This window comes from Acidovorax sp. NPDC077693, assembly GCF_044542805.1.
Classification (GTDB): Bacteria; Pseudomonadota; Gammaproteobacteria; order Burkholderiales; family Burkholderiaceae_C; genus Acidovorax.
In genome coordinates, this window is the sequence record NZ_JBITVD010000005.1 from 97,643 (window position 1) to 119,509 (window position 21,867).

Here is a 21,867-nt window from a genome sequence, read left to right on the forward strand (position 1 = left end):
GGCGCAGGCTGGCGCTGCAGGTGCGTTGCCCAGGCAACGCACACGCGTGGTTCATCACAGGGGGGTCAAAGCGGTGAAGAAAGCCTCTCTGGCCAGGCGCTTGTGCCGCAGACAGTTCCGCCCGTACTGCAGGGCAGAGCAACTGCGCCAGGGAGGTTTTGTTAGCCGCTCAACCCCGCCACCAGGTAGTCGAGGAATTCTTCGTGCTCGCGCGCCTCGCTGCCGGGCATCGACAGGTCCATGGCACCAAAGGGCGATCGCCGCATGTAGCTGCGGTACGAGATGCCGTAGTACACGGCGTTCATGGTCAGCAGCAGGCGGAACTGGATCGTCTCGCGCCCCACGGCGGGCATCAGCGCCTGCAGCCGCGCCAGCGTCAGCTCCAGCGTGCGGCGGTGCAGGGCGGCCGAGATCTCCTGCCCCTTCTCGCCATAGTCCCACCCCAGCCGCCCGATGAAGTTGACCGCATCGCGCCCCAGCGCGGGCGCGCTCAGCATGGCGATCACAGGGCCGAAGGCGGCCTCCACCACATCGCGCACGGTGTAGGGCTGCGCCTGGCCCTCCAGGGCCTGCAGCCGCGCACAGGCCCGGGGCTCCAGCCACTGCTGCAGATAGCTGGCAATGGCCGCCACCAGCTCATCGCGCCCACCAAAGTGGTAATGCAGCGCCGAAGGGTTCTGCGCCCCCGCCGCGATCACGATGCGCCGCAGCGACACCGCATTCATCCCCTCGCGCGCCATGAGTTGCAGGGCCTCTTCGATCAGGCGGGTGCGGGTGGCTTGCGGGTCGGTGGCGGATGGGGCTGGCAGATGGGTAACAGCCGAGACAAGGACAGAGTTCATGGGGTGGATAATGCATTTGAATTAATTCACATGCATTAGGGCTTGCCCTCAATGGAGTGCCAGCACACCCCCGTTCACCCGGTACGCTTCACCATGGGCCACCTGAACCACAACGACCAAGACGACGATGCCTGGTTCGAGCGCGAACGCCTGCACCGCGCCGCCGCCGAAGGCAACCGCGACGAAATGTGCCGCCTGCTGGCCGCAGACGGCCATGTGCTGCACACCTTCGACGACCTGGGCCGCACCCCGCTGCACTACGCGGTGGAGGGCGACCACTACCGCGCGGCAGAGTGGCTGATCCAGCAGGGCGCAGTCGTCAATGCCAACGACGAGCCCACGATTGGCGAGACCCCGCTGTGCCTGGCGGTGCGGCGCGGATACCCCGAGATGGTGGAACTGCTGCTCGCCCATGGTGCCGACCCCGACATCACGGGTTGGATGGGCCACACCGCCCGCATGCGTGCAGAGCGCCGCCAGGACGAAGACGGCAAGGCGATCGCAGCCCTGCTCCAGCGCTACCGGCCCCGCTGATCCCACACTGCACCAGCACGGCAATGCCGTCGCATCGCGGCGCACAATGGCGCATTTCTTGCGCTGCCGGGTGGCCTGCTTTGTTGATTGCTTGCTTGCAGCATCCATGTGCGTGCCGAACCCGGCGCGGCAACGTTCTTTTTTCTTGCCAAGGTGTCTTCGATGCGCTCCTTCTCCCTTTTCTTGCTCTCCTCCCGCCCCTCTTTCCAGCCCACGCGCTGGCTGCTGCCGGTGCTGGCCGCCACCACCCTGGCAGGCTGCGCAAGCGCGCCCCCTTCGTCTGCCACCACCGGCGCCCATGCGGGGAGCGCCCCCATCCGCGTGAAGGTCTTCGTCGCCGCCATGTTCGAGATCGGCAAGAACACCGGCGACCGCGCGGGCGAGTTCCAGCACTGGTACGAGCGGTATTGGAAAGACGCCACCCCCATCACCGTGCCCGGCGCCCTCGGCCCCGTGTACTGCAACACCGACGGTGTCTGCGGTGCCGTGCTGGGCATGGGCAAGGTCAACTCGTCATCGTCCATGCAGGCCATCCTGCTGAACCCGAAGTTCGACTTCGCGCAGTCGTACTACGTGATCTCCGGCGTGGCCGGCACACCGCCGCAGCGCGGCACCATCGCCGATGTGAGCTGGGGCACCTGGCTCGTGGACTACGACCTGGGCCACCGCTGGGCGCCTGAAGAGAACACCCCCGGCGCCCCCACCTTCATGCCGCGCAAGGGCTACGAGGAATACCGCCGCTTTCAGCTGAACCCGCTGCTGGTGGACTGGGCCATGAACCTCACGGTGGACATGCCCCTCAAGGACTCGGACAGCGCCCGCACCTACCGCCTGCGCTACCCCGACGCAGCGGCCCGCCGCGGCCCCGCCGTGACCAGCGGCACCCACATGACGGGCGACACGTTCTTCCACGGCCCCGGCATGTCCAAGCAAGCCCAGTACATCGCCAAGCTCTATGGGGCGGATGACTATGTGATCACCGAGATGGAGGCCGCCGCCATTGCCCTGGTGGTCAAGCGCACCCACGGCACCGACCGGGTCATGAGCCTGCGCGGGGCGGTCAATTTTGACCAGGGCAACCCGAACGAGACCACGCTGCAGCACCTGGACCCTGCGCCGGGGGAGACGGCAGGGGGCTTTGCCGAGACAGTGGAGAACGTCGCGCTGGTGGGCACGCGGGTGGTGGACCACATCGTGCGGAATTGGGGGCAGTGGCAGGGTGGGGTGCCGGCGCGGTAAGGCCCGTGCCGTATGTTCTCAACCAGCTTGGAGGGCGGGCAATGACTGCGCGGCCTCCCTTGATCAATGTTCCGGCGCGGCGACAGAACGGACTGGGAAACTGTAGACGTCTTGTTCAGCTAACCTGCTGCTTCTCCAGCTTGCGCGCCAGCGTGCGGCGGTGCATGCCCAACCGCCGCGCCGTCTCCGAGATATTGAACCCCGTCTCGGCCAGCACTTCGTGAATCCGCTCCCACTCCAGCGTCTTGAGCGAGCTGGACCGGTTGGTCACGTCCACCTCGGTGTCGCCCGCCTTCAAGCCGAAGGCGGCCTCGATGTCGTCGGTGTTCGAGGGCTTGGCCAAGTAGTGGCAGGCGCCCAGCTTCACGGCCTCCACGGCGGTGGCGATGCTGGCAAAGCCGGTGAGCACGACGATGAGCATGCCTGCGCTGGCGGCATGCAGCTTCTGCACGCAGGCCAGGCCTGAGGCGTCGCCCTTGAGCTTCAGGTCCACCACGGCGTAGCCCGGCGTGTGCTGGGTCAGCACCGCCTCGACCTCGGGCAGGCTCGCGGCTTGCAGGACGCGGTAGCCGCGCCGCTCGAAGGAGCGGGCCAGCGTGCGCGCAAAGGCCTCGTCGTCTTCCACGATCAACAGCAGGGGCTTGTCGGCGGCCTGGGCGTTGGCGCCGGGTGGGGCGGCGGGGGCGCTGGGGGTGTTGCGGGGGCTGCTGGTGTCCATGGCGGTGGTCCGGGTGGTCCTTCCTCTCTTTTCTTTGTTTCTTTGTTTCTTTGTGGTGTCTGTCTGCGTCTCTGCGGTCTTGTCTGGGCGGGCTCTGGAGGCGTTGGCTGGTGCAGCCGCCATTGTCCTCCCGCGCCGCAGTGGCTGCTGGCCGCAGGCGTGTTTGCCGCTCAGGCGGGGCGGTGCGCCTTGGGCAGCGCGATGGCTGCCAGGGGCAGGCGGATGCTCACCTGCGCGCCGCCCACAGCCGTGCGGTTGCGGGCCGCTACGCTGCCGCCGAGCGTGCGGGCCACGTTCATCACCAGGTACAGGCCGAGGCCACTGCCCGGCCGCTGCTTGGTGGACTGGTAGGGCTCGCCCAGGTGGTCCAGCATGCCGGGTGCAAAGCCGGGGCCTGCGTCGTTGACGGTGATGCACAGCGCGGGCGCTTCCGCTGCGTCGTCGCGGGTGATGAGCAGTTCCACCCACTGGGGCGAGGCGTCCCGTGCATTGTCCAGCACATTGAAAACCATCTGCTTCAACGTGGTGTCCGACACCATGGGCGTGTCGTCGCCGAAGTCGTTGCGGTACGAGAACGCGGGGATGGAGCGCGTGGTGCGCCATTCTTCGGCCAGCGCGTCCACGAACTTGCACACCGTGGTCTGCTCCGAATGCTCGCCGCGCGCCTCGCCGGCCGACAGCAGGATGCCGCTGACGATGCCCTTGCAGCGCTGCACCTGGGTGCGCATCTCGTCGATGTCTTCGCGCAGCACCGGGTCGGCCATGAGTTCTGCGTCGTGCTGCCAGTCGCCCAGGATCACGGCCAGCGTGGACAGGGGCGTGCCCAGCTCGTGCGCGGCGCCGGAGGCCAGCAGGCCCATGCGCACGATGTGTTCTTCTTCCACGCGGCGGCGGCGCGCGGCGGCCAGGCGGGCGTCGCGCTCGCGCAGGTTCAGGTTGATGCGGGTGATGAACACCACGACCAGGGTGGCGTTGAGCACGAAGCACACCAGCAGCCCGATGACGTACAGGCTGGACAGGCCCTGGTGCAGGTCCTGCGGCAGCTCCAGCGGCAGGTGGTAGGTGGCCAGCGCGCCAAAGCACACGGCCGTGATCGCCACCATGGTCCAGATGTAGGCGCCGCGCAGCAGGATGGCGCCCAGGGCGATCTGCAGCAGGTACAAGAAGACGAACGGGTTGCTGGTGCCGCCGCTCAGGTACAGCTGGGTGGTGAGCACGGCCACGTCCACCAGCAGCGCGAGGAACACCTCCACATTGCGCACCTGCACGCCCATGCGCAGCCGCAGCAGGCTGACCACGTTGAACACGGCCAGGCAGGCCACCACCAGCAGCATCGGCACCAGCGGAATGCTCAGCCGCAGGCTGTGGTGCGCCACCTCGATGGTGAAGATCTGGCCGATGACGGCCATCCAGCGCAGCTGGATGAGCTGCTGCAGGTTCTTGATGCCAGCGGCGGCATCGGCAGCGCGCGGGCTGCTGCGCAGGAGTCCACCGCTTTTCGCGATGCGTTGCAGGGGCATGGTGGGCGGAGTCTACCGGCCTGTGCCGCCCGGGCCTGCGTTGGCCGCGCCGCCGCCGTTCAGGCCTGCACGGCGCTCGTAGCGCACCACCAGCCAGGCCGCGCCCACGACCATCAGGGCCAGGCCGTACCAGGTGATGGCGTAGACCAGGTGGCTGTTCGGAAAGCGGATGGTGGTCATGCCTGCGCGGGGCCATGGGGTGCTGGCCGTTGCAGCGGCGCCTGCCACCTCGACGGCCTCGGCGGTCAGCGCTCGCGTGCCGGCGGTGGGCAGGCCGGCATCGATGAAAAAGGGTGCCGCGTGGTTCAACTGCAGGGCCTGCGCAATGGCCGCCACATCGCGGGAGAACCAGCGTTGCTGTGCCGGGTCGTTGGTGCGCAGGAAGCCGCCCTTGGGCTCGGTCATGCGGATCAAGCCCTGCACGGTGACGCGGGAGGGCGGTGCAAGAGGGGTTGTGGTCGGCGCCGCGGGGGCAGGCGGGGCCCACTCGGCGCGCTGCTCTTGCGGTATGAAACCGCGGTTCACCAGCACCGCGGTGCCGTCGTCCTGCTGCAGTGCGCTGACGACCCAGAAGCCCGACCCCAAGGCCGTCACGGCCTGGGTGAGCACGGTCTTGCCCGGCAGCCATTGGCCGCGGACGGTGACCGGAAGGTACTCATGGCGCACAGCGTCGATGCCGGGCCATTCGCTTGCCGAGGGCAGGGGCACCGGTGCGGCATGGACCCGCTGGTCCACGCGCTCGATGAGATCGAGCTTCCACACCCGCCGCTGTACCTGCCACGTCCCCAGGGACACAAAGCCGACGAACAGCGCGATGCCGACCACCAGCAGCACGGCCCGGCGCAGCGCGCGGTGGGCGGCGGGGCGTGCGGTGGCGGGCGGCGCGGCGGTCGTCAAGGCGTGTTGTGCCCGGTCGCCTCGTGCTTGGGCGGCGTGGGCGTGGGGTGGTCGGGCATCATGTTGCTGTTCATGTGGAACATGACCCACAAGGTTCCGCTGATCGCGATGGCGACGAACACCACGGTGAAGATGGTGGACAGCAGCGTCCAGCCGCCTTCGACCTTGCCGTTCATGTGCAGGAAGTACACCATGTGCACCAGGATCTGCACCACCGCGAAGGCGCCCAGCACCAGCACGGCGGTGTTGCGGTCGGCGATCACCTTGGCCATGACCAGCCAGAAGGGGATGGCGGTGAGGATGACCGACAGCACGAAGCCGATCGCGTATTCGCGCAGGCTGCTGTGGGGGCCCACATCGCCATGGTGGTCGTCATGGCCGTGGCCATGGTCGCCGTGCGCAGGGTGTGCAGTTGCTTGTGCGTGTGTGTGTTGTGCGCTCATTTACAGCACTCCCATCAGGTACACAAAGGTGAAGACGCCGATCCAGACCACGTCCAGGAAGTGCCAGAACATCGACAGGCACATCAGGCGGCGCTTGTTCTCGTGGATCAGGCCGTGCTTGCCGATCTGCACCATCAGCACCACCAGCCAGATCAGGCCGAAGGTGACGTGCAGGCCGTGGGTGCCCACCAGCGTGAAGAAGGCCGACAGGAAGGCGCTGCGCTGGGGCGTGGCGCCCTGGTGGATCAGGTGGTGGAACTCATACAGCTCCAGACCCAGAAAGCACAGGCCGAAGAAGCCCGTGACGGCCAGCCACAGCAGCGTGCCTTTGACGTCGCCGACCTGCTTGCGCAGCATGGCAAAGCCGAAGGTGATGGACGACAGCAGCAGGAAGGCCGTGTTGATGGCCACCAGCGTCAGGTCGAACAGCTGCGCGCCCGTGGGGCCCGCCGCGTAGCTGCGGCCCAGCACGCCGTAGGTGGCGAACAGGGCGGCGAAGATGAGGCAGTCGCTCATCAGGTAGAGCCAGAAGCCCAGGGCCGTGCCGTTTTCGGGATGCGGCTCGTGCGCGGGGTGGTACTGGCGCAGCGGGAGCGCTGCGGTCGCGGCGCCTGCTGCGCCGGGGGTGGTACGGATATCAGACATGGCTGGCGCGCAGTTGTTGGGTGCGAAGGTGTTCCGTCTCCGTCACTTCAGAGGCGGGTATGTAGAAGTCGCGCTTGTAGTTGAACGTGTGGATGATGGCCACCAGGATCACGGCCGCGACCGATGCGCCGGCCAGCAGCCACATGTGCCAGATCAACGCGAAGCCCAGCACCAGCGACAGTGCGGAGATCACCGCACCCGAGCCGGTGTTGGCCGGCATGTGGATGGGCGCGTAGCCGCTCAAAGGGCGCTGGTAGCCGTGCTTCTTCATGTCCCACCAGGCATCGATCTCATGCACCACGGGCGTGAAGGCGAAGTTGTAGTTGGGCGGGGGCGAGGACGTGGCCCACTCCAGCGTGCGGGCATCCCAGGGGTCGCCGGTCACGTCGCGCAGCTCTTCGCGCTTGAGGTAGCTGACCACGATCTGGATCAGGAAGCAGGCGATGCCGGCGGCGATCATCGCAGCGCCGAAGGCGGCCACCACGAAGTAGGGCTGCAGGGATGCGTCCTCGAAGTGGTTGGCACGGCGCGTGACGCCCATCAGGCCCAGCACGTACAGCGGGCCGAAGGCCACCCAGAAGCCCACCACCCACAGCCAGAAGGAGCGCAGGCCCCAGGTGCGGTCGAGCTTGTAGCCGAAGGCCTTGGGGTACCAGTAGTTGATGCCGGCGAACAGGCCGAACAGCACGCCGCCGATGATCACGTTGTGGAAGTGGGCGATCAGGAACAGGCTGTTGTGCAGCACGAAGTCGGCCGGTGGCACGGCCAGCAGCACGCCGGTCATGCCGCCGATGGCGAACGTCACCATGAAGGCCACGGTCCACATCATGGGCAGCTCGAAGCGGATGCGGCCCTTGTACATGGTGAACAGCCAGTTGAAGATCTTCGCGCCCGTCGGGATCGAGATGATCATCGTCGTGATGCCGAAGAAGGTGTTCACGCTGGCGCCCGAGCCCATCGTGAAGAAGTGGTGCAGCCACACCAGGTACGACAGGATGGTGATCACGACCGTGGCGTACACCATGGAGGTGTAGCCGAACAGGCGCTTCTTGCAGAACGTGGCCACCACTTCGGAGAAGATGCCGAAGCAGGGCAGGATCAGGATGTAGACCTCGGGGTGGCCCCAGATCCAGATCAGGTTCACGTAGAGCATGGGGTTGCCGCCCAGATCGTTCGTGAAGAAGTTGGTGCCCGCATAGCGGTCGAGCGACATCAGCACCAGGGCTGCCGTCAGCACGGGGAACGACGCCACGATCAGCGCGTTGGTGCACAGGGCCGTCCAGGTGAAGACGGGCATGCGCATCAGGTTCATGCCGGGGGCGCGCATCTTGATGATGGTGACGATCAGGTTGATGCCCGACAGCGTCGTGCCCACCCCCGCGATCTGCAGCGCCCAGATGTAGTAGTCCAGCCCCACCCCCGGGTTCTGCGCCCCCAGGTTGGACAGTGCCAGCCAGCCGGCGGTGGAGAACTCGCCCAGGAACAGCGACACCATGACCAGCACGGCACCGGCCGTGGTCATCCAGAAGCTGAAGTTGTTCAGGAACGGGAACGACACGTCGCGCGCGCCGATCTGCAGCGGCACCAGGTAGTTCATCAGGCCCGTGACCAGCGGCATCGCCACGAAGAAGATCATGATCACGCCGTGGGCCGTGAAGATCTGGTCGTAGTGGTGCGGTGGCAGGTAGCCCAGGTTGTCGCCGAAGGCCATTGCCTGCTGCAGGCGCATCATCACGGCGTCGGCAAAGCCGCGCAGCAGCATCACCAGGCCCAGGATCATGTACATGATGCCGATGCGCTTGTGGTCGATGCTGCAGATCCAGTCGCGCCAGAGCGGGCCCCAGAGCCGGAATTTGGTGATGCCGGCCATCACGGCCAGGCCGCCCAGCATGGTGGCGATGAAGGTCCACAGCACGATGGGCTCGTGCGCCATGGGCACGGAGTCCCAGGTGATTCGGCCCAGGGCCCAGTGCGGTTCGGTTACAACGGGTGAGGTGGACATGTTCGTCGGTCTCTTATGCGCGGATCATTGGCGGGAGAGGGTGCGGTCGTAGACCGCGGCGTGGCGCGCTTCGAGGGCGGCCACCACCTGGGCGGCGTTGCCCACGGTGCAGACGTCCTGGGGCAGGTTCAGGCCCTGGGCCTTCATGAAGGCCTCGCCACCGCGCTCGTCGATGGACATCATGTGGTGCATGCACATCTTGCCGTCCTCGACGCAGCGGTTCAGCACCTTGTCGTACAGGCCGTCTTCCACGCTGGCGAAGCGCTGCACGGGGTCGCGCTCGCTGGGCTTGACCAGGTCCAGGTAGGTCTGGCGCGTGAGCGGCTTGCCTTCGGACTTGTTCTTGGCAACCCACTGGTCGAAGTCGCCCTGGCTCAGGCCATGGAACTTGAACGTCATGCCCGAGAAGCCCGAACCGCTGTAGTGCGAGGACATGCCCTTGTACACGCCGGGCTGGTTGATCACGGCGTTCAGCTCGGTCTGCATGCCGGGCATCGCGTAGATCATGCCCGCCAGATCAGGCACGTAGAACGCGTTCATCGTGGACGTGGCGGTGAGCTTGAAGAGGATGGGGCGGTCCACCGGCGCTGCCAGTTCGTTCACCGTGGCAATGCCCAGTTCAGGGTAGAAGAACAGCCACTTCCAGTCCATGGCCACCACCTGCACCTCCAGCGGCGTCGATTGCGCATCAAGCGGCTTGGACGACGAGATGCGGTCCAGCGGACGGTAGGGGTCGAGCTTGTGCGTGCCGATCCAGGTCAGCGCACCCAGGGCGATGATGATGATCAGAGGCACCGTCCAGATGACCAGCTCCAGCGTGGTGGAATGGTGCCAGTCGGGGTCGTAGTCGTCTTCGGTGTTGGCGGCATTGTTGTGCCGGTACTTCCAGGCGAACCACAGGGTCAGCGCAATGACCGGCACGATGATGATCAGCATCAGCAGCGTGGCCTGGATGACCATGTGGCCTTGCTGCGCGGCGATGTCACCGGCAGGGTTGAGGACGACCGCCTTGCTGCAGCCGGCCAGGCTGCCCACGGCAGCCAGCGCGGCGAGCCAGACAGGCACGCGGGTCAGAGGGATTTTGGGCATGGGATGAGCGCAATCGGGGCGTTTGTTTAAGGGTAAACGCGGATAACGGAGTGCCGTCGAATGTAATAGCTCTAGCTTTTTTGTACATTGGACATTTTGTCCAAGGTCAAAAAATTTTGCCCCAAACTGGTGTAAAAGCACATGGTTACGGCTTTGTCCTGCATCCGTCATAGTGAAACCGCACTTGTCGGCAGCCGAACTTGGGTGTAGAACAAGGCTGTCTTATTCACACAACGAAGGAGCCCTGTTCATGAGCAGCCCCGCCACTGCCACTTTCCCTGCGGCCGGCTTTGAAGAAAGCGCCGCCTCTCTCTCGCGGGCTGATACGCATGAGGACGTCACCCCCAGCGAAATCGCTGTGGGCGTGATCATCGGACGCTCGTCCGAGTATTTCGACTTCTTCGTTTTCGGGATCGCCTGCGTTCTCGTCTTCCCGTCGTTCCTGTTCCCCTTCCTGTCGCGCCTGGACGGCACCCTGATGGCGTTTGCGTTGCTGGCGGTGGCCTTCGTGGTCCGCCCGATCGGCACCGCCATCTCGATGGCCATCCAGCGTCGCTGGGGGCGTGGCACCAAGCTCACCATCGCCCTGTTCCTGTTGGGCGTGTGCACCGTCGGCATGGCCTTCTTGCCGGGTTACAAGGATGCCGGCGTGGTGGCCATCGTCGCTCTGCTGATCCTGCGCATCGGCCAGGGCTTGGCGCTGGGCGGTTCGTGGGACGGCCTGCCGTCGCTGCTGGCGATGTCGGCCCCCAAGGATCGCCGCGGCTGGTACGCCATGATCGGCCAGCTGGGCGCACCGCTCGGGTTCGTGCTGGCGGCCGGCCTGTTCACTTACCTGTACAGCAACCTCTCGGTGCAGGAATTCCTGGCCTGGGGCTGGCGCTATCCGTTCTTCGTGGCGTTTGCCATCAACGTGGTGGCGCTGTTTGCCCGCCTGCGCCTGGTGGTGGGCCAGTCTTACGCCGAGCTGCTGCAAGAGCGTGAATTGCAGCCCGTGCCCGTGAGCCGCGTGATGCGCGACGAGGGCAGCAACGTGCTGCTGGGTGCGTTTGCGGCACTGGCCAGTTTTGCGCTGTTCCACCTGGTCACCGTGTTTCCCCTGTCGTGGATCACGCTGTACTCGGACCAGCCCGTGACGCAGATCCTGGGCGTGCAGATCGTCGGGGCCTTCCTGGCCGCTGGTGCCATCATGGTGTCGGGCTGGCTGTCGGACCACCTGGGCCGCCGCAAGCTGCTGGGCGGCATGGCGGTGCTGATCGGCGTGTTCAGCTTCATGGCGCCCGTGCTGCTCAACTCGGGCGAAGTGGGCAGCACCATGTTCCTGCTGCTGGGCTTTGTGCTGCTCGGCCTGTCGTACGGCCAGGCTTCGGGCACGGTCACGGCCAACTTTTCGCCGCAGTACCGCTACACGGGCGCTGCGCTGTCGGCCGACCTGGCCTGGATCATCGGCGCCGCGTTCGCGCCTCTGGTGGCCTTGTACCTGTCGTCGCAGTTCGGGCTGCTGGCCCTGACGGTGTACCTGCTCTCGGGTGTGGCCTGCACGCTGGGGGCGCTGAACCTGAACCGCCGGATGGAGCGGCGGGATCGGTAGGCGACCTGTGGGCAGGTGGTGCGCGACCTGCGCTCTGCCCACCTGATGCACAACAAAAACCCGGTGGCTGCCTGTGCAGCCACCGGGTTTTTTGCTTGACATGGGGCGCTATGGGTTTGCGTGGTCCGGCGGTCCATGGCGCCGCCGCAGTCGGTACGCTGGCACGGCTGGCACGGGTGGCACGCAGAGGACAAGCGGTAGTCCGATCAAGCCGCGGGCTTGATTGGACCCTTGCTCTCAGTTCCAGGCGTCAGTCCTGGGGCCGGAAACCGATCGTGAGGGACGAGGGCACCCGACCGTCCACATCGCGCGGCAGCGTCTCGGTCTTGTCCAGGGCGCGCAGCACCGCGTCGTCCCAGGCCTTGTTGCCGCTCGATTGCACCAGCCGCTTGCCCACGATGGTGCCGTCGGGCGACAGGCGCACTTCCACCTCGGCACGCGGGTTGCCCGATATGGCATCGGGGTACACGATGTTGGGCTTGACCTTGGCCGCGACCTTGCCGCCGTAGCTGCCCGACGGGCCTGCGCTGCGCTGAGCGGTGCCGGTGGCGGTTTCACCGCCGGTAGCGCCCGCCATGCCTTGCATGCGGCGCAGGTTGTCTTCGCGCAATTTGGCCAGCTGCTTGTCTTCCGCCTCGGCCTTTCGCTTGGCCGCTTCGTCCGCCTTGCGCTTGTCCTCGGCCAGCTTCTTTTGCTTGTCCTGCTCGGCCTTCTTCTGCTCGGCCAATTGCTTCTCGCGCTGTTCCTTTTCCTTCTCGCGTTCTTTTTCTTTCTGCAGGCGGTCCTTCTTCTCCTGCTCCAGGCGGTCCTTGCGTTCTTCTTCCTTGCGCTCGCGTTCGCGCTTGTCGCGCTCCTGCTGCTGTTCGCGGGCCTTCTTCTCCTGCTCCAGGCGTTTCTTCTCGCGTTCGATGGCGATGTCGGCCTCGCGCGTGTCGGGCGGCTCTACCGCCCGCGGTGGCGGAGGGGCAGGTGGTGGCGGCGGGGCTGGCGGGCGGACTTCAGGCGGTGCAGGGGGCGGCGGTGGGGGCTCCACGGCGCGGGGCGCAGCCTGCACGGGCACGTTAGCCCAGATTTCGGCTTCCACCGCCGGCTGGTCTGCGGTGTTCTTCCAGTTCACGCCCCAGGTGAGGGCGCCAATCAGCGCCGCATGCACGAGCACCGCCAGCGTGATGGCGCGCAGTCGCGCGGGCGGGCGCGGCGGGGCAAACTGGTCGCGGTCGTTGTGGGCTTGCATGGGCGTAGGTGAGAGCGTCTGGAGCGGGTTCGGTTCAACCGCCCTGCTTGACGGACAGGCCCACGCGTTGCACGCCGGCCTTCTGCAGGGCGTCCATCGCTTTCACCACGTTTTCGTACTGCACGCCCTTGTCGGCGCTGATGACCACCGCGCTGGCGCTGTCGGTGCCCTGGGCCTTTTGCCAGCGGCTGGCGGCATCGCCGATCTCGCGCTGGCTCAGGCTGCGCGTGGCCTCGGGGGTCTTGAACTGGAGCGATCCGTCCTTGTTCACGATCACCTGGGCCACCACCTTGGGCATGTTCTTGCCCTTGCCGACGCTGGGCACGTCGACCACACCGGGCGTGAGCATGGGCGCCGTCACCATGAAGATGATGAGCAGCACCAGCATCACGTCGATGAAGGGCACCATGTTGATCTCGTTGATGGTGCGGCGGCCTCGGCCGCGGGATGCCATGGCGGGCATGGTGTCAGTGCCCCGAGGCCGTGTGGCCGGTGGTGGGCGCTGGCTGGGCACCCAGGTTGCGCTGCAGGATGTTGGAGAACTCTTCGATGAAGGTTTCCTGGTGCGTGGCCACGCGGTCGATGTCGCGGGCGAAGCGGTTGTAGGCGATCACGGCGGGGATGGCGGCGAACAGGCCGATGGCGGTGGCCACCAGGGCTTCGGCGATGCCGGGTGCCACCGTGGCCAGCGTCACCTGCTCCATGCCGGCAAAGCCGGTGAACGCATGCATGATGCCCCACACCGTGCCGAACAGGCCGACATACGGCGACACGGAGCCGACCGATGCCAGGAAGGAGAGGCTCGATTCGACCACGTCCATCTCGCGCTGGAAGCTCGCGCGCATGGCGCGGCGTGCGCCGTCGAGCAGGGTGCCGGGGTCCACGATGCGGCGCTCGCGCAGCTTTTGGTATTCGCGCATGCCGCTGGCAAAGATGCGTTCCATGGGGCCGGCCTGCTTGGCGTTCTGGGCCGCGCTGGCGTACAGGTCGTTGAGGCTGGTGCCCGACCAGAACTCGCGCTCGAAGTCGTCGTTGAGCGTCTTCACGCGCTTCAAGGAAAACAGCTTGCGGAAGATGGCCGCCCAGCTGGCCACCGACACGCCCAGCAGCAGCAGCATGACGAGTTGCACCACCCAGCTGGCGTGGAGCACCAGGGAGATGATGGACATGTTTTGGGAGTTCATGGTGTGAGTTGTTCCAGAAGGGTGCTCGGTATTCTTGCAGGGCGCAGGGTGGCAGCATCCACCCATCCGATGCGGATGGTGCCTTCGGTCAGCAAGGTGGTGCTCGGGTCGGTCATCTGCTCTGGTTTCAGGAGCGCGCGCTGCACTATTGTCAACGATGCCCGGCCTGCGGCCTGTAGGCCGGCGGTAACAATGAGTTCATCGTCCAGCCGTGCGGGGCGGTGGTAGCGCAGCTGCGCATCGGTTACGACAAACATGCCGCCGGTTTGTTCCCGAAGAAGCTGCTGGCCCACGCCCAGCGAGCGCAGCCACTCGGTGCGGGCGCGCTCGAAGAACTTGAGGTAGTTGGCATAGAACACGATGCCGCCTGCATCGGTGTCTTCCCAGTAGATGCGGATCGGAAATTCAAACGCCATCGTGGGTCCGCTCGCTGTCTGTCATCGTTCAGCCGAGAAGCTTGCGCAGCCGCTCCACCGACTCCTCGAGCTGCGCCATGGAGTTGGCGGTCGAGAAGCGGATGAAGCGCTCGGGCTCTGCCGTGCCGAAGTCGCGCCCCGGCGTCACCGCGATGTGGGCGCGGCGCATGACCTCGAAGGCGAAGTCCCAACTGCAGTTCTTGCCAGAGGCAACGCCCAGGCGCTGCGCGGCCTCGGTGCAGTCGGCCCAGGCATAGAACGCGCCGTCGGGCATCACCGGCACGGCCAGGCCCAGTGACTGCAGTGCCGGGATGAAGAAGTCGCGCCGGGCCTTGAACTCGGCGCGGCGGCGTTCGTACTCGGCAATGCTCTCGGCCTCGAAGCACGCCAGCGCCGCATGCTGCGCCACCGTGCTCGCGCAGATGAACAAGTTTTGCGCCAGGCGTTCGACCACCGGCACCATCGCGTCGGGCACCACCATCCAGCCCAGGCGCCAGCCGGTCATGTTGAAGTACTTGCTGAAGCTGTTGATGCTGATGATGCTGTCGTCGATGGCCAGGGCCGTGTGGCCGAATTCTTCCTCGTACGACAGGCCCAGGTAGATCTCGTCGATGAGCGTGATGCCATCGTTCGCACGCACCACCTCATGGATGCGCCGCAGCTCGCCGGGCGCAATCGACGTGCCCGTGGGGTTCGACGGCGAGGCCAGCAGCACGCCGCGGGTCTTGTCGGTCCAGGCGGCGCGCACCTTGTCCGCGCTCAGCTGGTAGCGCTCTGCGGCCGTGGTGGGCAGCAGCACGGCCTTGCCCTCGGCCGCGCTCACGAAGTGGCGGTTGCAGGGGTAGCTCGGGTCGGGCATGAGGATCTCGTCGCCCGACTCGATGAGCGCCAGGCACGCCAGCTGCAGCGCGGCCGATGCACCCGCCGTGACCACGATGCGGCGTGCGGGGACCTGAACACCGAATCGGCTCTGGTACCAGCCGCTGATGCGCTCGCGCAGCGCGTCCAGGCCCAGGGCGTTGGTGTACTGCGTGGCGCCGCTGTGCACGGCGCGGGCGGCGGCCTCTTGCACCAGCGGCGGTGCGGTGAAGTCGGGCTCGCCGATGTTCAAGAAGATCATGGGCTCGCGCGTGCCCGCCACCTCGCGTGCCAGGGCCTGTGCGGCCTTGGCGACTTCCATCACATAGAACGGTTCGATGCGCTCGGCGCGCGTGGAAAACTTCATGGAAACCTCATGGCAAAAGGTCCGTGGTGCCCATCGGTCCTGGGCAGCGGCGATGCTCTGCCGCCAAAAGAAAAAGCGCCAGGGTGGCGTCCGCCGACAGCGTGCAACGCAGGTGCCGGCAGTGGTGCGCGATGAAGGCCGGGCGCTCAGGCCGCGGGAGTTTCGTCGTCGTTGTGGTTGCCGGTGTCGTCGTCGGCGGCGACGCTGCTGCCTTTGCCTGCAGCCTTGTCGGCGGCCACTTCGACGGCGCGCAGCTTGGGCGCCAGGCCGTTGAGCACCGCGTTCACGTATTTGTGGCCGTCGGTGCCGCCAAACTCCTTGGCGAGTTCGATGCATTCATTGAGAACCACGCGCCACGGCACGTCCAGGCAGTGCTGGAACTCGTACACCCCGATCCACATCACGGCATGCTCGATGGGCGATATCTCGGCCATCTTGCGGTCCAGCAGCGGGGTGATCAGCGCATCCATGTCGGCCGCGGTGGCGATGGAGCCGTGCAGCAGCGCGTCGTAGTGCACCGAGTCGGCCTTGTGAAAACCCGCCAGGTCGCGCGTGAAGGCGTCGATGGCATGGGCGTCGTTGCCGCCCACGAGGTGCTGGTACAGCGCCTGCAGCGCGAATTCGCGGGCGCGGCTGCGGTTGGACTTGGAGGCCGCCTTGCGCGCGCCCGTGGTCTTGAGGCCGGTGCGCACCTGCTTGGGCGGGCGGCTGCTGGAGGGGGTGTTGCTTTCGCTCATGACAGTTCGTCCAGCAGGTTGGCCATCTCCACCGCGACGCGGGCCGCGTCCACGCCCTTGTCGGTCTGGCGGGCGATGGCTTGTTCCATGTTCTCGGTGGTGATGATGGCGTTGGCGATCGGGATCTGGTAGTCGAGCGTAAGGCGCGTGACGCCCGCGCCGGACTCGTTGGCCACCAGCTCGAAGTGGTAGGTCTCGCCGCGGATGATGCAGCCCAGTGCGATCAGCGCGTCGTATTCGTCGGCCTCGGCCATGGCCTGCAGGGCCACGGGCACTTCGAGGGCGCCGGGCACCAGCACGTGCTTGATGTTCTTTTCCTGCACGCCCAGCGCCAGCAGCTCGGCGCGGCATGCGGCGGCCAGGGCGTTGGTGATGCCTTCATTGAAGCGGGCCTGCACGATGCCGATGTGCAGTTTCTTGCCATCGAGCTTGTCCGCCGTTCCTTTTTCTGCGCCAAACATAGTGATCCTGTACTTTTACTCTTTGGGGATGAAACCGGTGATCTCGAGGCCGTAGCCTGCCATGCTGGGCATGCGGCGCGGCTGGCCCATGAGGGCCATGCGGTGCACGCCGCATTCGCGCAAAATTTGTGCGCCCACGCCATAGGTGCGCAGGTCCATGCGGCCGCGCTCGGGGGCTTGCGCCGCGCGGGCCGTGCCTTCGAACTGGGCGAGCAGCTGGTCCGCCGTTTCGCCGCAGTTGAGCAGCACCGCCACGCCCTTGCCCTGCTCGGACAGGTACTGCAGGCTGGTGTCCAGGCTCCATGAATGCATGGAGCGGTTGACCTCCAGCGCGTCCAGCACCGACAGCGGCTCGTGCACGCGCACTGGCACCACGTCGTCGGCGCCCCACTGGCCCTTGACCAGGGCCAGGTGCAGCTCCTTGCTGGGCTTGTCGCGGAAGGCGTGGGCGGTGAAGGCGCCGAAGGCGGTCTGCAGCACGCGCGTGCCCACCTTTTCGACCAGCGATTCGTTGCGGCTGCGGTATTCGATGAGGTCGGCGATGGTGCCGATCTTGAGGCCGTGTTCTGCCGCAAAGAGCTGTAGGTCCGGCAGGCGCGCCATGGTGCCGTCGTCCTTCATGATCTCGCAGATCACCGATGCGGGGCTGCAGCCGGCCATCACCGCCAGGTCGCAGCCGGCTTCGGTGTGGCCCGCACGCATGAGCACGCCGCCTTCCACCGCCTGCAGCGGGAAGATGTGGCCGGGCTGCACCAGGTCGGCGGCCACGGCGTTGGGCGCCACGGCGGCCTGCACGGTGCGGGCCCGGTCGGCGGCGGAGATGCCGGTGGTCACGCCTTCGGCGGCTTCGATGGAGACGGTAAAGGCCGTGCCCATCTTGGTGCCGTTGCTCGCCACCATGGGCGGCAGGCGCAGGCGCTCGCAGCGCTCGCGGCTCAGGGTCAGGCAGATCAGGCCGCGGCCGAAGCGGGCCATGAAGTTGATGGCCTCGGGGGTCACGTGGTCGGCGGCCAGGACGAGGTCGCCTTCGTTTTCACGGTCTTCTTCATCCACCAGGATGACGATGCGCCCGGCGCGCATCTCGGCCACGATGTCCTCGACGGGCGAGATCGGCACGGGGGTCAGGGGGGAGGTCATGGAAGGCTGGCTTTCGGTGGGCAGCGCGGGTGGCGGGCACCGCACGCTGATCCGGCCACGGCCCGGTAGGGCCGATTCCAAAGAGCGGGCAGCGCGGCGTTGGCCGCACGGTGCGGGAGCGCTCTGCGCCCCAAAAGCAGCGATTTTAGTGCAGTTGGGGCGCGCGCGACGCGGGCGCGCGGCCGCCCTCGCGCCCGGCCAGGGCTCCGGCCACCATCACCCAGCCCAGCAGCAGCAGGGACAGCAGCTTGCTGCTGGTGGCCACCGTCAGCACCGTGGGCCAGTCCGGGTGATGCGGAGATTGCAGATGCAGCGTGATGCAGTTCTCCACGATGTCCGACACCACCAGAAGGCCCATCACCCAGTGCGCATGCCGATAAAGCCAGCCCAGCGCCCGGCCCGGCGGCACGGCCCGCGCCACCAGCCGCCGCAGGGACCAGGCCACCGGGTAGGCCAGCCACAGGGCGTAGCTGGCGAGCAGGGCCCAGTCCCAGGCGATGGCGCGGCGTACGGCATCGGTGTCGCTGCATGTCACGCCCCATGTGGCATGCCAGTGGGCAGACGCCTGAAAGCCCGACGGCAGGCCCTGCAGCCACCCCGGCGCGGCGCCCAGGTCGCAGGCGGCCCGGCCCGCCAGGGCGGTGATGGTGAACAGCACGGCCGTGGTGATCGCGAGCGCGATGCCCAGCCAGCGCCAGGGCTTTGTGCGCGGCACGGTCTCTGCGGGCACGGCGCCGTCCACCGGGCGGGCGGTGGGGTCGATGAAGTCGCTGGCCTCGCGGTGGCGCGCGTTCAGACCCGTCCAGACCCAGTAGGGGCAGTCGTACGCCTGGTCATGCATGGCGGTGAGCGGGTTGCCGGGCTGCAGGCGGCTTGTGTCCACGCGCAGGCCGTGGGCCAGGGCCTCGTTCACCATCCAGGCGAGCGTGAGGTTGGACAGCCCGTCGCGCGCGTACGAGCCGCCCACGTCGCTGTGCACGCCGCGGAACCAGCGCTGGTCGTAGCTGCGCCAGGGTTGTTCCTCGGCGGTGAAGTGCGGGTCCTCGTAGCGGCGGGGTGCGTATTTGCTGCGCGATTCGAACAGCGACATGGCATGGCGCACGTGGGCGAAGCGCTTGCGGTCGAAGTCGGCGGAGTTGCTGATCTTGATGCCGCCCACCCCGCCCAGCCCGATGGCCTCCACCGTGTCCCACACCCCGACGAAGTGCACCAGCGGCGTGCGGCCCAGCGAGAAGTTGTCGATCACGTCCTGCGCAAAGGCCTTGCGGCTCTTGGTGCCGGCCTGGTTCTTGTGGTCGCTGGGCGCGAAGTAGGTGCGCACCAGGGTTTCTATGAGCGGCAGGCCCTCGGTGTGGATCAGCCCGTACATGTTGAGCATGCCGGCCACCGCCCGCGCGGTGAAGGCGCCGCGCGAAAAGCCGAACAGGTAGATGCGGTCGCCACGCTGGTAGGTGTTGACCAGGAACCGGTAGGCCTCGGCGATGTTGGGGAATACGCCGCTGCCCAGCGCCAGCCCGGCCAGCTGCCGCAGCTGGTTCCTGGCCTTGGACACGATGCCGTCCGCGGGGAATTCGTTGGTGGTGCCTACGCCGGGGTCGTAGTAGACGAGCTGGGTGGGTTCGCTGCCCGCAGGGTCTCGCCCCTTGCCGAGCATGCGCAGCAGCTTGACCACGTTGGTGTCCTGCTGGTTGCCCAGGATGTTGCCGGTGCCGTCGAACAGCAGCACGAGGTTGCGGCCGGGCTTCTCGGCCCATTGCGCGTCTGCGGCGATGCACTGGGCCAGGATGTCCGCTCGGGTGGGGGTCCGGTCGGTGGCGTCCGGTGCGGTGGCGTTGGGTGCGGCGGCGGCAGGCGCTGGCGGCGCGACAGTGGCGGTCATGGTGTCCTCCCTCCCTGGGCAATCGATGTGCACAGGATTCTGGGGAGGACCGCCGGGCGCAGCAAGCGCGAAAGTGCCATGCGTGGCACCGGCCCGGCGTGGGGTCAGGCCTTTGCAGCCGGTATCAGATGCCCGGTGCTTCCAGGCGCACGTCGCTCATCGGGTAGGCCACGCAGGGCAGCACGCAGCCCTCGGCCTTTTCTTCGGCAGTGAGCCCGGGCCACTCGATGGCGTAGCGCACCTCGCCTTCGGCCAGCATGCCGATGCAGGTGCGGCAGGTGCCGTTGCGGCAGGAGCTGGGCCAGTCGATGCCGCCTTGCTCCATGGACAACAGCAGGGGCTGCTCGGGCCAGGCGTCGCATTGTTGGCCGTCGGGATCGATCCTGGCGATGAAGAAGGGGACGGTGGGAGTGTTCATGGGAAGCAGAGGGAGTCGGTCAGTCGGGTCGGTCGGTGGATGGCTCAGGGCGCCGCGGTCCCCGCCGTGGAATCAGCGCGCGCCCACACCAGCAGCAGGTTGTTGGCCGGCAGCGCGTGGCGCGCCTGCAGTGCCAGCCCGGCGTCGGCCGCCGTGGCGGCCACGTCCTTCAGGCGGCGGATGCCCCAGGTGCTGTCCTGGGCGCGCAGGCTGGCGTCGAAAGCCAGGTTGCCGGGGGCCGTGGGCACGTTGTCTTCCAGGTAGGGCCCGTAGGTCACCAGCCGCCCGCCTGCGGCGAGGTGCCGTGCTGCGCCCTGCATCAACCCGGCGCAGCATGCCCATGGGGCAATGTGCAGCATGTTGGCGCAGTAGATCAGGTCGAACTCTGGGCCCCAGGTCTGGCCTTCGTCCGGCCAGTGCGGCTGCAGCACGTCTAGCCGCAGCGCAGGCCGTACCTGCGTGGCGCCCGCTTGCGCGGCCCAGCCTGCGATGGAGTCGAAGTGGGTGCTGTGCAGGTCGGTGGGTTGCCAGCTCCAGCCCGGCAGGGCCGCCGCGAAGTGTGCCGCATGCTGGCCGGTGCCGCTGGCGATTTCCAGTGCCCGGCCCTGCGTGGCCAGCAGGCTGCGCAGGCACTCCAGGATGGGCGCGCGGTTGCGTTCGGCGGCAGGGCTGTGCTGAAGGGCAGGAAGAAGCATTGTGTGAAAGGAAAGAGCCGGCGGGGCAATGCGCAATGCTATCGATCAGGAGGCGGTTCCCGGTGGTCTGTGGCCCCCGAACTGCCTGATTTTTAAGCAATGCAAGGATATGCCTTGTAAATCAATGACTTATATCTGTCATACAAGGGTTGTGCAGACTTATCCACATGATTGTCCAGTGCGGGGCTGGATAACCGGGGCTTTGGGGGCCGGTTGCGCGGGGTGTGCCGGGCGGTCGCAGAACCATGAAAGGCCTGCATCATTTTTAAGCAATGCAAGGATAATCCTTTGAAATCAATGGCTTGGCAATGCCATACAAAGCTTGTCCAAACTTATGCACAGGATTGTCCAGTGCTGGCAGGGATAACCGGGCGGCGTTTTTTCCGGCCTGCTTAAAAATTGTGCAGCGCAGTGGCTTTCGTTATGAATCAAGCACTTGAGGTTGTCATACAGGGCTTGTCCACACTTATCCACATGATTGTCCAGTGCCTGCAGGGATAACCCGCAGGGCGGGTGGTCAGGCCTCGATCTTCACGCCTTTCCAGAAGGCCACGCGGCCGCGGATCTCTTCGGCTTCGGGCTTCGGGTCGGCGTAGAACCACGCGGCATCGGTGTTCATCTCGCCGTCGACCAGCAGGGACAGGTAGCTGGCCTGGCCCTTCCAGTGGCAGGTGGTCTTGTGGTTGCTGAAGGTGAAGAACTCGCGCTTGAGCGCGGCTTCGGGGAAGTAGTGGTTGCCTTCGACCACCACGGTGTCGTCGCTTTCGGCGACGGTGACGCCGTTCCAGGTTGCTTTCATGGGGTTTCCTTGAGTCAAATAGGCCCGCAGCGCTCAACTGACAAGCGGCAGTAGCTATCAAAAAGAGAGCGTTGCGCCATGCTGCGGGTCGGTGCTGAATGCGGTGTTTTGGGGGAGTGCCGGCGCCGCCGGGTTCACGGCCGGGCGCGGGCCTCGGCACGA

The 21,867-nt window shown here is 66.6% G+C and carries 23 protein-coding genes; 3 read left to right on the top strand and 20 right to left on the bottom strand.

Annotated features, from left to right (window positions below; all coding sequences use genetic code 11):
- Window positions 1-161 precede the first annotated feature (161 nt).
- Window positions 162-842, bottom strand: a complete 681-nt coding sequence (locus ACIGHN_RS08135; RefSeq protein WP_396503974.1) for a TetR family transcriptional regulator — start codon at window positions 840-842, stop codon at window positions 162-164.
- Window positions 843-935: 93 nt separating this feature from the next.
- Between ACIGHN_RS08135 and ACIGHN_RS08140 the strand changes: the two genes are divergently transcribed.
- Both ACIGHN_RS08140 and ACIGHN_RS08145 read left to right on the top strand, forming a co-directional pair.
- Entirely contained in the window at window positions 936-1,376 is a 441-nt protein-coding gene (locus ACIGHN_RS08140) for an ankyrin repeat domain-containing protein (RefSeq protein WP_396503975.1), read from the top strand.
- A 162-nt stretch (window positions 1,377-1,538) separates the two neighbouring features.
- The gene (locus ACIGHN_RS08145; RefSeq protein ID WP_396503976.1) at window positions 1,539-2,615 is read left to right on the top strand and encodes a purine-nucleoside phosphorylase; all 1,077 of its coding nucleotides are present in this window, start codon (window positions 1,539-1,541) and stop codon (window positions 2,613-2,615) included.
- A gap of 115 nt (window positions 2,616-2,730) precedes the next feature.
- Here the strand turns inward: ACIGHN_RS08145 and ACIGHN_RS08150 are convergent, their stop codons facing one another.
- The 7 genes from ACIGHN_RS08150 to cyoA all read right to left on the bottom strand — a co-directional run bounded on the left by ACIGHN_RS08150 (window position 2,731) and on the right by cyoA (window position 9,929).
- Window positions 2,731-3,333 (bottom strand): response regulator transcription factor, encoded by a 603-nt coding sequence (locus ACIGHN_RS08150; protein WP_235504072.1) that lies wholly within the window; start codon window positions 3,331-3,333, stop codon window positions 2,731-2,733.
- A 170-nt stretch (window positions 3,334-3,503) separates the two neighbouring features.
- Entirely contained in the window at window positions 3,504-4,853 is a 1,350-nt protein-coding gene (locus ACIGHN_RS08155) for an ATP-binding protein (protein ID WP_056419001.1), read from the bottom strand.
- A 12-nt stretch (window positions 4,854-4,865) separates the two neighbouring features.
- Window positions 4,866-5,750, bottom strand: coding sequence for an SURF1 family protein (locus ACIGHN_RS08160; protein WP_396503977.1), 885 nt, complete (start codon window positions 5,748-5,750; stop codon window positions 4,866-4,868).
- Window positions 5,747-6,193 (bottom strand): cytochrome o ubiquinol oxidase subunit IV, encoded by a 447-nt coding sequence (gene cyoD / locus ACIGHN_RS08165; protein ID WP_056419000.1) that lies wholly within the window; start codon window positions 6,191-6,193, stop codon window positions 5,747-5,749. The genes ACIGHN_RS08160 and cyoD overlap by 4 nt, the downstream gene beginning before the upstream one ends.
- Window positions 6,194-6,838 carry a cytochrome o ubiquinol oxidase subunit III gene (gene cyoC / locus ACIGHN_RS08170; RefSeq protein WP_396503978.1) on the bottom strand — a complete coding sequence of 215 codons (645 nt, stop codon included), beginning with the start codon at window positions 6,836-6,838 and terminating at the stop codon, window positions 6,194-6,196.
- Entirely contained in the window at window positions 6,831-8,771 is a 1,941-nt protein-coding gene (cyoB, locus tag ACIGHN_RS08175) for a cytochrome o ubiquinol oxidase subunit I (RefSeq protein ID WP_396504137.1), read from the bottom strand. The genes cyoC and cyoB overlap by 8 nt, the downstream gene beginning before the upstream one ends.
- A gap of 93 nt (window positions 8,772-8,864) precedes the next feature.
- On the bottom strand, window positions 8,865-9,929 hold the full coding sequence (gene cyoA / locus ACIGHN_RS08180; protein WP_056418991.1) for a ubiquinol oxidase subunit II: 1,065 nt from the start codon (window positions 9,927-9,929) through the stop codon (window positions 8,865-8,867).
- Between the two features lie 250 nt (window positions 9,930-10,179).
- Between cyoA and ACIGHN_RS08185 the strand changes: the two genes are divergently transcribed.
- On the top strand, window positions 10,180-11,520 hold the full coding sequence (locus ACIGHN_RS08185; RefSeq protein ID WP_056418988.1) for an MFS transporter: 1,341 nt from the start codon (window positions 10,180-10,182) through the stop codon (window positions 11,518-11,520).
- A 250-nt stretch (window positions 11,521-11,770) separates the two neighbouring features.
- Here the strand turns inward: ACIGHN_RS08185 and tolA are convergent, their stop codons facing one another.
- The 12 genes from tolA to ACIGHN_RS08245 all read right to left on the bottom strand — a co-directional run bounded on the left by tolA (window position 11,771) and on the right by ACIGHN_RS08245 (window position 21,705).
- Complete coding sequence (gene tolA, locus ACIGHN_RS08190) at window positions 11,771-12,754, bottom strand: cell envelope integrity protein TolA (RefSeq protein ID WP_396503979.1); 984 nt, start codon at window positions 12,752-12,754, stop codon at window positions 11,771-11,773.
- A gap of 34 nt (window positions 12,755-12,788) precedes the next feature.
- Entirely contained in the window at window positions 12,789-13,217 is a 429-nt protein-coding gene (locus tag ACIGHN_RS08195) for an ExbD/TolR family protein (protein ID WP_056418982.1), read from the bottom strand.
- Between the two features lie 4 nt (window positions 13,218-13,221).
- Window positions 13,222-13,938, bottom strand: a complete 717-nt coding sequence (gene tolQ / locus ACIGHN_RS08200) for a protein TolQ (protein ID WP_056170148.1) — start codon at window positions 13,936-13,938, stop codon at window positions 13,222-13,224.
- The gene (ybgC, locus tag ACIGHN_RS08205) at window positions 13,935-14,354 is read right to left on the bottom strand and encodes a tol-pal system-associated acyl-CoA thioesterase (RefSeq protein ID WP_056170144.1); all 420 of its coding nucleotides are present in this window, start codon (window positions 14,352-14,354) and stop codon (window positions 13,935-13,937) included. The genes tolQ and ybgC overlap by 4 nt, the downstream gene beginning before the upstream one ends.
- A gap of 28 nt (window positions 14,355-14,382) precedes the next feature.
- Window positions 14,383-15,579: a pyridoxal phosphate-dependent aminotransferase gene (locus tag ACIGHN_RS08210; RefSeq protein WP_056418969.1), complete on the bottom strand. Its 1,197-nt coding sequence runs from the start codon at window positions 15,577-15,579 to the stop codon at window positions 14,383-14,385.
- A gap of 146 nt (window positions 15,580-15,725) precedes the next feature.
- Window positions 15,726-16,316, bottom strand: coding sequence for a transcription antitermination factor NusB (nusB, locus tag ACIGHN_RS08215; RefSeq protein WP_396503980.1), 591 nt, complete (start codon window positions 16,314-16,316; stop codon window positions 15,726-15,728).
- On the bottom strand, window positions 16,313-16,777 hold the full coding sequence (gene ribH, locus ACIGHN_RS08220; RefSeq protein ID WP_056170136.1) for a 6,7-dimethyl-8-ribityllumazine synthase: 465 nt from the start codon (window positions 16,775-16,777) through the stop codon (window positions 16,313-16,315). The genes nusB and ribH overlap by 4 nt, the downstream gene beginning before the upstream one ends.
- 15 nt (window positions 16,778-16,792) lie before the next feature.
- Window positions 16,793-17,914: a bifunctional 3,4-dihydroxy-2-butanone-4-phosphate synthase/GTP cyclohydrolase II gene (gene ribBA / locus ACIGHN_RS08225; protein ID WP_396503981.1), complete on the bottom strand. Its 1,122-nt coding sequence runs from the start codon at window positions 17,912-17,914 to the stop codon at window positions 16,793-16,795.
- 145 nt (window positions 17,915-18,059) lie between these two features.
- Window positions 18,060-19,793, bottom strand: a complete 1,734-nt coding sequence (locus ACIGHN_RS08230) for a DUF2235 domain-containing protein (RefSeq protein WP_396503982.1) — start codon at window positions 19,791-19,793, stop codon at window positions 18,060-18,062.
- Window positions 19,794-19,917: 124 nt separating this feature from the next.
- Entirely contained in the window at window positions 19,918-20,211 is a 294-nt protein-coding gene (locus tag ACIGHN_RS08235) for a 2Fe-2S iron-sulfur cluster-binding protein (RefSeq protein WP_056418964.1), read from the bottom strand.
- 44 nt (window positions 20,212-20,255) lie between these two features.
- Window positions 20,256-20,906 carry a DUF938 domain-containing protein gene (locus ACIGHN_RS08240; protein WP_396503983.1) on the bottom strand — a complete coding sequence of 217 codons (651 nt, stop codon included), beginning with the start codon at window positions 20,904-20,906 and terminating at the stop codon, window positions 20,256-20,258.
- Window positions 20,907-21,423: 517 nt separating this feature from the next.
- Window positions 21,424-21,705, bottom strand: coding sequence for a DUF427 domain-containing protein (locus tag ACIGHN_RS08245; protein ID WP_056418957.1), 282 nt, complete (start codon window positions 21,703-21,705; stop codon window positions 21,424-21,426).
- Window positions 21,706-21,867: the final 162 nt, after the last annotated feature.

Bases quoted from the DNA above. Each gene is read 5' to 3' on its own strand.
- ACIGHN_RS08135 (WP_396503974.1), bottom strand. From the start codon at position 842: ATGAACTCTGTCCTTGTCTCGGCTGTTACCCATCTGCCAGCCCCATCC.
- ACIGHN_RS08140 (WP_396503975.1), top strand. From the start codon at position 936: ATGGGCCACCTGAACCACAACGACCAAGACGACGATGCCTGGTTCGAG.
- ACIGHN_RS08145 (WP_396503976.1), top strand. From the start codon at position 1,539: ATGCGCTCCTTCTCCCTTTTCTTGCTCTCCTCCCGCCCCTCTTTCCAG.
- ACIGHN_RS08150 (WP_235504072.1), bottom strand. From the start codon at position 3,333: ATGGACACCAGCAGCCCCCGCAACACCCCCAGCGCCCCCGCCGCCCCA.
- ACIGHN_RS08155 (WP_056419001.1), bottom strand. From the start codon at position 4,853: ATGCCCCTGCAACGCATCGCGAAAAGCGGTGGACTCCTGCGCAGCAGC.
- cyoD (WP_056419000.1), bottom strand. From the start codon at position 6,193: ATGAGCGCACAACACACACACGCACAAGCAACTGCACACCCTGCGCAC.
- cyoC (WP_396503978.1), bottom strand. From the start codon at position 6,838: ATGTCTGATATCCGTACCACCCCCGGCGCAGCAGGCGCCGCGACCGCA.
- cyoB (WP_396504137.1), bottom strand. From the start codon at position 8,771: ATGGCGCACGAGCCCATCGTGCTGTGGACCTTCATCGCCACCATGCTG.
- cyoA (WP_056418991.1), bottom strand. From the start codon at position 9,929: ATGCCCAAAATCCCTCTGACCCGCGTGCCTGTCTGGCTCGCCGCGCTG.
- ACIGHN_RS08185 (WP_056418988.1), top strand. From the start codon at position 10,180: ATGAGCAGCCCCGCCACTGCCACTTTCCCTGCGGCCGGCTTTGAAGAA.
- tolA (WP_396503979.1), bottom strand. From the start codon at position 12,754: ATGCAAGCCCACAACGACCGCGACCAGTTTGCCCCGCCGCGCCCGCCC.
- ACIGHN_RS08195 (WP_056418982.1), bottom strand. From the start codon at position 13,217: ATGCCCGCCATGGCATCCCGCGGCCGAGGCCGCCGCACCATCAACGAG.
- tolQ (WP_056170148.1), bottom strand. From the start codon at position 13,938: ATGAACTCCCAAAACATGTCCATCATCTCCCTGGTGCTCCACGCCAGC.
- ybgC (WP_056170144.1), bottom strand. From the start codon at position 14,354: ATGGCGTTTGAATTTCCGATCCGCATCTACTGGGAAGACACCGATGCA.
- ACIGHN_RS08210 (WP_056418969.1), bottom strand. From the start codon at position 15,579: ATGAAGTTTTCCACGCGCGCCGAGCGCATCGAACCGTTCTATGTGATG.
- nusB (WP_396503980.1), bottom strand. From the start codon at position 16,316: ATGAGCGAAAGCAACACCCCCTCCAGCAGCCGCCCGCCCAAGCAGGTG.
- ribH (WP_056170136.1), bottom strand. From the start codon at position 16,777: ATGTTTGGCGCAGAAAAAGGAACGGCGGACAAGCTCGATGGCAAGAAA.
- ribBA (WP_396503981.1), bottom strand. From the start codon at position 17,914: ATGACCTCCCCCCTGACCCCCGTGCCGATCTCGCCCGTCGAGGACATC.
- ACIGHN_RS08230 (WP_396503982.1), bottom strand. From the start codon at position 19,793: ATGACCGCCACTGTCGCGCCGCCAGCGCCTGCCGCCGCCGCACCCAAC.
- ACIGHN_RS08235 (WP_056418964.1), bottom strand. From the start codon at position 20,211: ATGAACACTCCCACCGTCCCCTTCTTCATCGCCAGGATCGATCCCGAC.
- ACIGHN_RS08240 (WP_396503983.1), bottom strand. From the start codon at position 20,906: ATGCTTCTTCCTGCCCTTCAGCACAGCCCTGCCGCCGAACGCAACCGC.
- ACIGHN_RS08245 (WP_056418957.1), bottom strand. From the start codon at position 21,705: ATGAAAGCAACCTGGAACGGCGTCACCGTCGCCGAAAGCGACGACACC.